The organism is Halobacterium bonnevillei (genome assembly GCF_009831555.1).
GTDB lineage: Archaea > Halobacteriota > Halobacteria > Halobacteriales > Halobacteriaceae > Halobacterium > Halobacterium bonnevillei.
Genome location: NZ_WUUU01000113.1, coordinates 1 through 9,814 on the forward strand (window position 1 = coordinate 1; position 9,814 = coordinate 9,814).

Annotated in this window: 10 protein-coding genes and 2 pseudogenes; 6 read left to right on the top strand and 6 right to left on the bottom strand. The window is 69.7% G+C overall.

Translation table 11 applies throughout. The features are described 5' to 3' along the window. Window positions 1-353: type I 3-dehydroquinate dehydratase (locus tag GRX66_RS12805; RefSeq protein ID WP_159526914.1), on the top strand; the 353-nt coding region annotated here is incomplete at its 5' end. A gap of 89 nt (window positions 354-442) precedes the next feature. Further along, window positions 443-907 (top strand): zinc ribbon domain-containing protein, encoded by a 465-nt coding sequence (locus tag GRX66_RS12810; protein ID WP_325064103.1) that lies wholly within the window; start codon window positions 443-445, stop codon window positions 905-907. A gap of 28 nt (window positions 908-935) precedes the next feature. Here the strand turns inward: GRX66_RS12810 and GRX66_RS12815 are convergent, their stop codons facing one another. Next, entirely contained in the window at window positions 936-2,102 is a 1,167-nt protein-coding gene (locus GRX66_RS12815; protein WP_159526915.1) for a 3-dehydroquinate synthase II, read from the bottom strand. A gap of 136 nt (window positions 2,103-2,238) precedes the next feature. On the opposite strand from GRX66_RS12815, the gene GRX66_RS12820 reads away from it, so the two are divergent. The 3 genes from GRX66_RS12820 (at window position 2,239) to GRX66_RS12830 (ending at window position 5,052) form a co-directional block, all read left to right on the top strand. Next, window positions 2,239-2,769: a hypothetical protein gene (locus GRX66_RS12820; protein WP_159526916.1), complete on the top strand. Its 531-nt coding sequence runs from the start codon at window positions 2,239-2,241 to the stop codon at window positions 2,767-2,769. 2 nt (window positions 2,770-2,771) lie between these two features. Then, window positions 2,772-4,631, top strand: coding sequence for a S9 family peptidase (locus GRX66_RS12825; protein WP_159526917.1), 1,860 nt, complete (start codon window positions 2,772-2,774; stop codon window positions 4,629-4,631). A gap of 118 nt (window positions 4,632-4,749) precedes the next feature. Beyond that, window positions 4,750-5,052, top strand: a complete 303-nt coding sequence (locus GRX66_RS12830; protein ID WP_159526918.1) for a hypothetical protein — start codon at window positions 4,750-4,752, stop codon at window positions 5,050-5,052. A gap of 18 nt (window positions 5,053-5,070) precedes the next feature. Here the strand turns inward: GRX66_RS12830 and GRX66_RS12835 are convergent, their stop codons facing one another. The 4 genes and pseudogenes from GRX66_RS12835 to trpC all read right to left on the bottom strand — a co-directional run bounded on the left by GRX66_RS12835 (window position 5,071) and on the right by trpC (window position 8,786). After that, entirely contained in the window at window positions 5,071-5,865 is a 795-nt protein-coding gene (locus GRX66_RS12835; protein ID WP_159526919.1) for a 2-amino-3,7-dideoxy-D-threo-hept-6-ulosonate synthase, read from the bottom strand. A 24-nt stretch (window positions 5,866-5,889) separates the two neighbouring features. After that, on the bottom strand, window positions 5,890-6,744 hold the full coding sequence (gene trpA / locus GRX66_RS12840) for a tryptophan synthase subunit alpha (protein WP_325064104.1): 855 nt from the start codon (window positions 6,742-6,744) through the stop codon (window positions 5,890-5,892). Further along, window positions 6,741-8,035: pseudogene (gene trpB, locus GRX66_RS12845) on the bottom strand (tryptophan synthase subunit beta). Before trpB ends, trpA begins: the two are co-directional and overlap by 4 nt. Next, a pseudogene (gene trpC / locus GRX66_RS12850) lies at window positions 8,032-8,786 on the bottom strand (indole-3-glycerol phosphate synthase). The pseudogenes trpB and trpC overlap by 4 nt, the downstream one beginning before the upstream one ends. Window positions 8,787-9,006: 220 nt before the next feature. Between trpC and GRX66_RS12855 the strand changes: the two are divergent. Next, complete coding sequence (locus GRX66_RS12855; protein ID WP_159526920.1) at window positions 9,007-9,459, top strand: MGMT family protein; 453 nt, start codon at window positions 9,007-9,009, stop codon at window positions 9,457-9,459. Window positions 9,460-9,488: 29 nt separating this feature from the next. On the opposite strand, the gene GRX66_RS12860 is transcribed toward GRX66_RS12855, so the two are convergent. After that, on the bottom strand, window positions 9,489-9,814 hold a 326-nt coding region (locus GRX66_RS12860; RefSeq protein WP_159526921.1), incomplete at its 5' end, for a CPBP family intramembrane glutamic endopeptidase.

A 9,814-nucleotide genomic window follows, 5' to 3' on the forward strand; every position in this document is an offset into this window, starting at 1 on the left:
CGAACGACACCGCGACAATCGTCTCGACGCACGACTTCGAGGGCACCCCGGACATGGCGACGCTCGCTGAGCGACTCGGAGAGGCGTGCTCGCTGGGGGACGTCGGGAAGCTCGCGGTGACCGCCGAGGACCGCGGCGACGCGCTGGACGTGCTCCGGGTCACGCACGAGTTCACCGAGGTGGGCGCGCCCGTCGCGACGATGGCGATGGGGGAGGTCGGACGCCACACGCGGGCGTTCGCGCCGATCTACGGGTCCCGCATCGGGTACGCGCCCGTCGACCCTGGGAGCGGCACTGCGCCCGGCCAGTACGACGCCGCGACGCTGCGCACGCTCGTCGACAACCTCGTGTAACGGGCCGTGAGCGCCGGTCGCGGCCCGAGCAGCGGTCTCGTTCGGCGTTCGGTGGCTTTAGGAGCGCGTAGCCCCGAGATGGGGTAACTGTGGTCAATCGACGTGGCGTCATCGCGGCGATACTCGGCTTCCTCTACCCCGGCCTCGGGCACGTCTATCTCCGGAAGTGGGTGCGGGCGCTGTCGTGGTTCGTGCTCGCGCTCGCGACCGCTGCGCTGGTCGTCCCGGACGCGGCCTACCAGGCGTTCCAGGCAGAGGGCGTCTCTGGCCTGATGGAAGCCAGCGAGAGCTTCGGCATCGAAGTGACACTGAGCCTGCTGGCCATCCGCGTCCTCAACGTCGTCGACGCGTACATGGTCGCGGCCCGGCAGGCCAGCGCGGCGGCCGTCGCCGACGTGACACCTGGCGAGGCGGACGAGGCGAACGGCGCCGTCGTCAGCGAACCGGGCGAGTGTCCGGCCTGCGGCAAGGAGCTCGACGAGGACCTGGACTTCTGTCCGTGGTGTACGACGCGACTGGACACCGGTGCAGACGCCGACGCCGAATCGACGTAGCCAGAACCCGGTTCGAGAGCGAGGTCGCTTACTGCTCGATGATTCGTTCCTCGATAGCTTCGCCGAAGTGGCGGCCGCCCTCCTCCGTGTAGACGAGGAGGTCGTCGCCTTCTTCGAGGTCAGTGACGGCAGTACGGCCCTCCGAGGTGGCTACCTTGATGGTTTCGGCGTTCTGGAGGAGCGTCTCGATGCGGTCGCCGGACTCCGTCTCGGCTTCCACGCGGAACATCGGGCGCTTCTCGATCTTCGCGCGGCCGACGACCGCCGATCGGGTGTGCCCCTCGCGGTCGACGACCTGGACTTCGTCGCCGCTGGAGAGTTCGGCGAGGTACTTGGTGCCGCCGTCGGGCGTGCGGACGTACGCGTGGACGGCGCCGGCGTTCACGCGGAACGGGCGCGCGGCGACGTACGGGGATTCGGCGGTTTCGGCGTGCACGAAGAACAGCCCCCGGGACATCGACCCGACGAGCATGCCCTCGTCGTCGGCCATCAGGCTGCCCGTGTCGACGCAGACGCGGTCGGCGCTCCCGGCTTCCTCGACGGCCGTGACCGTCGCCCACGCGAGGTCCAGTCGCTCGCGTTCGGCGGCATCCCGGACGTTGACCGTGCGGCGGATCTCGTCGGGGTCGTCGCTGTCCAGCAGGACGGCGTCGGCGCCGATGTCCAGGGTCTCGAAGGCGGTCTCTGCCTCCTCGGCGGACTCGACGCCCGCGACCAGCGTCGTTTCGTCGCCGATGCGCGCGATGAGGTTCTCGAGGGGGATGATGGTCCAGTCCTCGCCGACGACGATGGTGTAGTCGGCGTCCTCCGCTGTGGCTTCCGCGAAGCCCTCGTAGCGCTGGTCGAAGATGCGCACGTAGCCGGCGTCGGCGTTCCCGCGCCGGATCGTCGAGAGGTCGGCGCTCCCGGAGAAGTCCTCGGGGAGGTCGACCGTCCCGTCGCCCTCGCCGTCCTTCCCGACGACGTACGTGTCGGGTTCGGCGGCGTCGTCGCCGTCCACTTCCTCGATGACGTCGCCGTCGTCCGAGCGGAACGCCGCGACGTTCACTGCGCCGAGTTCGCGCACGCGCTCGACGTCCTCGTCGTCGACGAGCACCCAGTCGACGCCGGCCTCGAGGCCGGCCGTGATGCGTCGCTTCCGGGTCTCCCAGTCGCCGACCGAGTCGTCGGCCTTCAGCCAGACGGACCGTGTCATTGCCGGGAAGTCGCGGCACGCGGCCTTGAACGTACCGGACCCGCGCGTTCTTGCAGCGTTCGCGACCCGCACGCGACTGTTGGCTACACCACCCCAACAGTTATGCTGTTGGCCTAAGATAGCCAACAGCAGTAAGATGCCGGACCCAGAGCTCTCGAGCCCCGACCCGGACATGCTCGCTGCGCTCGCCGACCACGGCGAGATTGACGTCGGCGTCGGCGACGGCCACGCCGCATCCAACGGCCTGGACGTCGCCACTCCCGAGGGGCGCCTCCAGTTCGAAGTGTACCCGATCGAGGACTACGGCACCGACCACGAGCGGCACGACCCGGACGCCGGCGTCCACGTCAACCGCTGGTTCTTCGACGGCTACGCCGTCCTGCACGTCCACGACGTCGACGCGGACGCCCACTCGCTGCTCGTGCGCGACCAGGCGCCCGACGAGCGCGCGATGGAGCTGGCAGACCACGGTGTCCCGGAGCGGCGCGCGCAACTCGTCGCCCTCCGCGAGCAGGGCCTGACGTACAGCGAGATCGTCGAAGCGACGGGCGAGGAGGGACCGAACCACCGCGGCGACGTCTCCAAACAGCTCCAGGCGTTCAACCGCCAGCTCGGCGACGCGAAGTGGCTCGTCGCGAACGCCGAGACCCTCGACCTGGGGAACTGACGATGACGGACACCACCCCTACCCCCGACGCGCTCGAGGCGCTGCCCGAGCTAACGCAGGCGACAGTGTCACCGGACGGCGGACGCGTGGCGTTCTATTACGACGCCACCGGCCGGAACGAGATCCACGTCCTCGACGTGGCGACCGGCGAGCGCGAGCAGTGGAGTGACGGCGACGCTCCCGCCAGCAACGTCTGGCCCGTCGCGTGGACGGCAGACGGCGAGCGCGTGCTCTACCACCACGACGACGGCGACGGCAGCGAACAGCGCGACGTGTACGCCGTCGACGCGACCGGCGAGACGGAGCCGATCGTCGAGACGGACGGCACCACGACCATTCGCGCAGTGGGCGGCGACGGCGAGACGCTGCTCGTCAGGTCGAACCACGACGGCGGGATGGACGCCTACTGCTGTGACCTGCGGACCGGAGACCGCACGAAGCTGACCGACACGGACGCCCCGGTCTGGCGGCCGATTCTCTCCACAGACGCCGACCGCGTCGCGTACGCGGGCAACGACGCGGACGACCCGAACAACCGCGACGTGTACGTCTGCGACACGGACGGCGAGGTCCAGCGGGTCATCGAACTCGGCGACCGCGGGTCCAGTGCGTCCCCGAAAGACTGGGGACCCCGGGACGGACAACTGCTCGTCTCTGACAACACGACGGACGTCACCCGCTGTGGCGTCTACGACCTCGCGGCCGACGACGTGACGTGGTTCGGGGACGCCGACTACGTCGAAGAGCCACAGTTCTTCCTGCCGGACGGCGAGCGGTTCGTCGCCACACGGAAGCGCGACGCGACCACCACGCCGGTCGTCTACGACGTCGAAACCGGTTCGGGCCGCGAACTGGACCTTCCCGACGGCGTGGCGCACTTCGGGCGCCGATCGAATCGCGTCGTGGACGACGACCGCATCCTCGTGGCGTACACCACGCCGACGCGCCGACCGGAACTCCTCGTCTACGACCTCGGCGACGACGAGTACGAGGCCGTCTTCGAGCGGGACTACGGCCCCTTCGAGCCGGCTGACTTCGTCGACCCCGTCTACGAGACTGTTGCCTCCGACGGCTGTCCGGAGACGCCCGCCCGGGCGCTCGACCACGACCCCTACGAGACGCTCGAAATCGGGACGCTGTTCTACGACTGCGGCCGCCGGCCGTCGCCGCTGGTCGTGTTCCCGCACGGTGGCCCACACCTCTCGAACCGCCGGGAGTTCGACGCGCGCGTCCAGTACCTCTGCCAGCGCGGGTGCTCGGTGCTGCGCGTCAACTACCGCGGGTCCAGCGGCCGCGGCCGCGAGTTCGCCCGGGCGCTGCACGGCGACTGGGGTGGCGCCGAACAGGGCGACGTCGCCACCGCTACCGAGCACGTCCTCGCCGAGTACGACTGGCTGGACGAGGACCGCGTCGCCGTCTACGGCGGGTCCTTCGGCGGTTTCTCCGCGCTCTGGCAACTCGTTCAGTACCCGGACCTGTACGCCGCGGGCGTCGGCGTCGTCGCCATGACCGACCTGCCGGACGTCTACGAGAACACCGCGCCGCAGTTCCAGTCGGGGTTCCTGCAGACCCACCTCGGGACGCCGGACGAGAACCCCGGGCTCTATCGTGAACGCAGCCCCGTCACGCACGCCGGTAACCTCGACGCGCCGCTCCTGCTCGTCCACGGGGTGAACGACCCACGGGTGCCCGTCTCGCAGGCGCGGCGGTTCCGCGACGCGCTCCTCGAACGCGGCTACGAGGAAGGCACGGGGGCCGACTTCGAGTACCACGAACTCGCGGGCGACGGCCACTTCGGAGCAAACGCCGACGGCGAGACGCCGCTGTCGCTGCTGGACGACTTCCTCGCCCGCCGGCTGTAGCGAGCGTCGCGTCGCTGGCGGCCACACTGCCGGGCGGCGAGGCGGCCGACCGAATCCGCCCGCGGTCCGGCGTGCCGGAACGACACGATTTATGGTCGTGAACCGCTGTCACTGGGACATGGCAACGAGTGGCCAGGGTCGAATCATGGCCGACCGCGTCCCGTTCCCGCTGGACGCCGCCGAGTCGCTGTCCTGGGACCTCGGGACGGAGGTCGTCGACGAGAAACAGGCGTGTGCGCGCCTCGAACGCACAGACGGCGCCGGGTCGCTGACGGCGTTCGAAGCGACAGACCACACCGTCGTCGTGCGCGTGCGCACCGCGGTCGGACGCCAGAAGTTCTACGGGCTGACTGCGGCGACGTTCCGCGAGTCTCTGGACGGACTCTCGTCGCGCTGGCGGGTCGTCGAGACGGACTGCTGAGAGACGCGAGAACTGTCGTTACGCTTCGACCGGCAGACCGGCGATTCGGAGGGCTTCGTCAGCCGTGGCGTCGTCGTGGACGACGGCCGCGATGGCGGTGGTAATCGCGGCGGGGTCGTCGTGCTGGAACACGGAGCGCCCCATGGAGACGCCGTCGCCGCCAGCGTCCATCGCGCCGCGGACGTTCGCGAGCGTCGCGCGGTCCGTGTCGGGGCTACCGCCCGCGATGATGACGGGCTTGCTCGTGGACTCGGTGACGCGCTCGAAGCTCTCGCTGTCGCCCGAGTAGGCGGTCTTGACGACGTCGGCGCCGACTTCCTCCGCGAGGCGGACGGCGTGCCCGAGGCTCTCGGCGTCGTGCTCGTCGACGCCGGGGCCGCGCGCGTACGCCATCGCCAGCACCGGCATCCCGAGGCGGTCGGCGTCGTCCGTGAGTTCGGCGAGTTGCGCGAGCTGGTCGGGTTCGTGGTCGCTGCCGACGTTGATGTGGAAGGAGACGGCGTCGGCGCCCGCGCGGACGGCTTCCTCGACGGTGCCCGTGAGGCGCTTGTCGTTGGCGTCCGGGCCGATGGTCGTGGAGGCGTTGAGGTGGACGATGTAGCCGGCGTCGTTCTTGTTGTCGTGGACGCGGGGCGCGATGCCCTTCTGCGTGAGCACGGCGTCGGCGCCGTTGCTGGTGACGGCGTCGATGGTGGATTCGATGTCGACGAGGCCCTCGACGGCGCCGAGTGTGATTCCGTGGTCCATGGGGATGGTGACGAATCGACCATCCCGGCTGATTCGTTCGAGACGTGTTCGTTTCCCTGGTGTCATTGTGAGTCAGTAGCAAACGTGTGGCTATTTGCGTTCCGGTTCTGGCAGTGCCTTCCTGACTCCGGCCTTCAGTTCCGCGGCCAGGGCCTCCAGGCGGTCGGCGACTTCGCTCGTCGGCAGGTCCTCGGCGACGCCGTCGGCGATGATGTCGACGTACGCGCTGCCGACGATGACGCCGTCCGCGCCGCTCTCGACGACCTCGCGGGCCTGCTCGCCCGACGAGATGCCGAATCCGACGGCCTTCGGCACGTCGGCGTCCTGGAGGCGTTCGAGGGCGTCGGGGGTGTCCTCGCTGACCTCGTCGCGCGCGCCGGTCGTCCCGAGACGGCCCTGCACGTAGACGAACCCGGTCGTGCGGTCGAGCATCTGTTCGAGGCGTTCCTCGGTGGTCGTGGGCGCGACGATGAACACGAGGTCCAGGCCGTGCTCGCGGCACGCCTCGTACAGCGGCCCCGACTCGTTGACCGGGAGGTCCGGCACGACGAACCCGGAGACGCCCGCGTCGGCGGCGGCCGCGACGAACTCATCCGGGCCGGACTCGGAGCCGTACTGGTAGATGAGGTTGTAGTACGTCATGCAGACGACGGGCACGTCCACCTCGAGGTCGCGCACGAGGTCGAGGTAGGCGTCCGGCGTCATCCCGGCGTCGAGCGCGCGCTTGATGGCGTTCTGGATGGTCGTTCCCTCCGCGACCGGTTCGGAGAACGGGAGGCCGAGTTCGATGACGTCGCTCCCGCCGTCGACGAGCGCCTCCACGTACGCTTTCGTGTCCTCGGCGCTCGGGTCGCCCGCGGCGACGTACGAGACCAGCGCCGGGCCGTCCTCGAAGGCCGCGCGAACGTCGCTGTCCGCGTCTGTCGCGTCGGCGGCGTCGCTCACTCCTCGAACACCTCCATCGTGGGCGCGCCCTCGATGTCGCGCGCGGTGGACTCCTCGATGACGGTATCGAGGTCCTTGTCGCCGCGGCCGGAGACGTTCACGACGACCGGGCCGTCGCCCTCGTAGTGCTCCAGGTACGCGATCGCGTGGCTGGATTCGAGCGCGGGGATGATGCCCTCCTCGCGGGAGAGCCGGTGGAACGCCGCGAGCGCGGCGTCGTCGTCGACGTTCACCGGCTGGACGCGGCCCTCGTCGACGAGGTGGGAGAGCTCCGGGCCGACGCCGGCGTAGTCCAGGCCCGCCGAGACGGAGTGCGACTCGACGATCTGGCCCTCCTCGGTCTGGAGGAGCTTGGTGCGTGCGCCGTGCAGCACGCCCTCCGAGCCCGTCGAGAGGCTGGCGGAGTTCGGCGCGTACCCCTCGTCGGCGTCCACCTCGAGGCTGGACCCGCCCGCTTCGACGGCCAGCAGGTCGACGTCGGGCGCCGGTTCCTGGCTGCCCTCAGGGGCGCCGGACAGGCTGGCGCTGCCCACGAACGCCGCGAACGCGCCCATCGTGTTCGACCCGCCGCCGGCGCACGCGAGCACTGCCTCGGGGAGTTCGCCGAGCTGGTCGCGGGACTGCGCGCGGATCTCCTCGCTGATGACCGACTGGAAGTCCCGCACCATCGCCGGGAACGGGTGGGGCCCACGACGCTCCCGATGACGTAGTGGGTGTTCTCGACGTTCGTCGCCCAGTCGCGCATCGTCTCGTTGATGGCTTCCTTGAGAGTTCCAGACCCGACGTCGACTGGATTGACCTCGGCGTCGTGGATGCGCATCCGGAAGACGTTCGGCCGCTGGCGGTTCACGTCCGTGCGGCCCATGTAGATCTCGCAGGGCATGTCGAGGTACGCGCACGCCATCGCGGTCGCGGTGCCGTGCTGGCCGGCGCCGGTCTCGGCGACGATGCGTTCTTTGCCCATGTACTTCGCGAGCAGGACCTGCCCGAGCGCGTTGTTGAGTTTGTGCGCGCCGCCGTGCAGCAGGTCCTCTCGCTTGAGGTAGACGTCGACGCCGTAGCGCTCGGAGAGGTTCTCGGCGTGGGACAGCGGCGTCGGTCGGCCGCCGAACTCCCGGATGCGCTGGCGGAAGTCGTCCACGAAGCCGTCCTCGTTGTCGAGGACGTAGCGCTCGTAGGCGTCGGCGAGTTCCTCGACCGCCGGCATCAGTACCTCTGGGACGTACTGGCCGCCGTAGTCCCCGAACTTCCCCAGGCGCTCCCGTCGACCGCTCGTAGATTTCGGACTCATGCGTTCGTGATGGTTCGCGTGTTCTCGGTTACGTCCCCGTCCATGATGGCGCTTCCGACGAGCAGGCCGTCGGCGCCCGCCTCGCGCATTCGTCTGGCGTCCGCCGGGGTAGTGATTCCGCTCTCGGCAATCAGCGTCACGTCGTCGGGTACCTGCGGCGCGACGGCCTCGAACGTCGAGAGGTCGACCTCGAGTTTGGCGAGGTCGCGGTTGTTCACGCCGACGATGTCCGCGCCCGCGGCGAGCGCGCGCCGTAGTTCGTCTCGGTCGTGGACTTCCACGAGCACCTGGAAGCCGCGCTCGCGGGCCGCGCGAGCAGGTCGGCGAGGTCGTCGCCGACGAACCGCGCGATGAGCAACACGACGTCGGCCTCGACGGCGTCGAGTTGGGCCTCGGACAGCAGGAAGTCCTTCCGCAGGACCGGGACGTCTACGGCCTCGCGGACCGCTTCGAGGTCGTCCGTCGTTCCGCCGAAGTGCTCTGGTTCGGTGAGCACCGAGAGCGCGGCCGCGCCGCCGGCGACCATCTGCTCGGCGAGTTCGACCGGGTCCTCGCGGCGCTCGCCCTCGGTCGTGGGACTGGTCGGCTTCACTTCGGCAATCGTCGGGACGCGACCGTCTGCGGCGGCGGCCGCCAGCGCGTCGGGCAGCGACCGCGGCGAGACGGAGACCCGTTCGGCCGGTGTCTCGCGCTCGCGGGCCGCTTCGAGGATGGACTGCACCGCGGGCGCGAGCGATTCGCTCTCGTTCATTATTGTACATCAATGCACTAGTTTGTACATAAGGCTTGCGTCAGTCGGCTGCCACGGTCCCTCCGGTTCGACGACACTGCCCCGCCCGCAAGCAGCCTAATCGAGGGCAGTCAGCCCCCAGAGTTCCCGCGACCGTCACTGCCGTCCGTGCAACTGCCGCGAGTCACAGAACTGTCGCGAGTGCCGAACGTACAAGGCCGTCACGCCCGACGTGACGCGTATGGACGCCGGCATCTACGCGCGCGAATCGAGCTATCTCGGACGCTACGTGCAACTCGGCGTCGCGGGCGACCGCGTCATCAGCGTCTCCTTCCCGGAGACGGCGCCGACCGACGCCAGCACCGACAACCCGCTGCTGGACCGCGTCGACGACTACCTCGACGGCGCGCCCGACGACTTCGACGACGTCACCGTCGGCCTCACGGTCCCCACGGACCACCGCGCCGTCCTCGAATCAGTACGTACCGTTCCCTACGGCGAACAGATCAGTCTGCGGCGCGTGCTCTCGATGACGCCGGACGTCGACGCCGACGACGATGACGACGTCCAGACCGCCAGGACCGCGCTCGCGGAGAACCCCGTGCCGCTGTTCGTCCCCGACCACCGCGTCAGCGACGGCCCGAGCGGCGCGCCACGCGAGGTCGCGGACCGCCTCCGACAGCTCGAACGCTGAGCGGCCCCACCAGTCGAGCAACCCACGCACTACCCTCGCGCGTGGAGCGCGAACTCCGCGGCGTTCACCACGTAGTGTGCGACCACCACTACCAGGAGGCTCCCGGTCACCACGTACGCCGCCGCGAGCGCGAACCCCAGCAGCGTCGTGACGACCACACCGACGTAGCCCTGCGCGGTGTGCCCGGCGCCGAACACGACGCTCGAAGCGACCGCTAGCAGCCACGGCGACACCTCGAATCCCGTGGCGAACGCGCCGACGAGGAACCCCCGGAACAGCAGTTCCTCGAACCCCGCGACGACGGGCAGCGAGACGCCGAACAGGAGCAGCCACCCGCGCGTCGACGCGGGCGTCA

Coding starts and splice junctions, on each gene's coding strand:
- GRX66_RS12815 (WP_159526915.1), bottom strand. CDS start 2,102: ATGACACGGTCCGTCTGGCTGAAGGCCGACGACTCGGTCGGCGACTGG.
- GRX66_RS12820 (WP_159526916.1), top strand. CDS start 2,239: ATGCCGGACCCAGAGCTCTCGAGCCCCGACCCGGACATGCTCGCTGCG.
- GRX66_RS12825 (WP_159526917.1), top strand. CDS start 2,772: ATGACGGACACCACCCCTACCCCCGACGCGCTCGAGGCGCTGCCCGAG.
- GRX66_RS12830 (WP_159526918.1), top strand. CDS start 4,750: ATGGCAACGAGTGGCCAGGGTCGAATCATGGCCGACCGCGTCCCGTTC.
- GRX66_RS12835 (WP_159526919.1), bottom strand. CDS start 5,865: ATGACACCAGGGAAACGAACACGTCTCGAACGAATCAGCCGGGATGGT.
- GRX66_RS12855 (WP_159526920.1), top strand. CDS start 9,007: ATGGACGCCGGCATCTACGCGCGCGAATCGAGCTATCTCGGACGCTAC.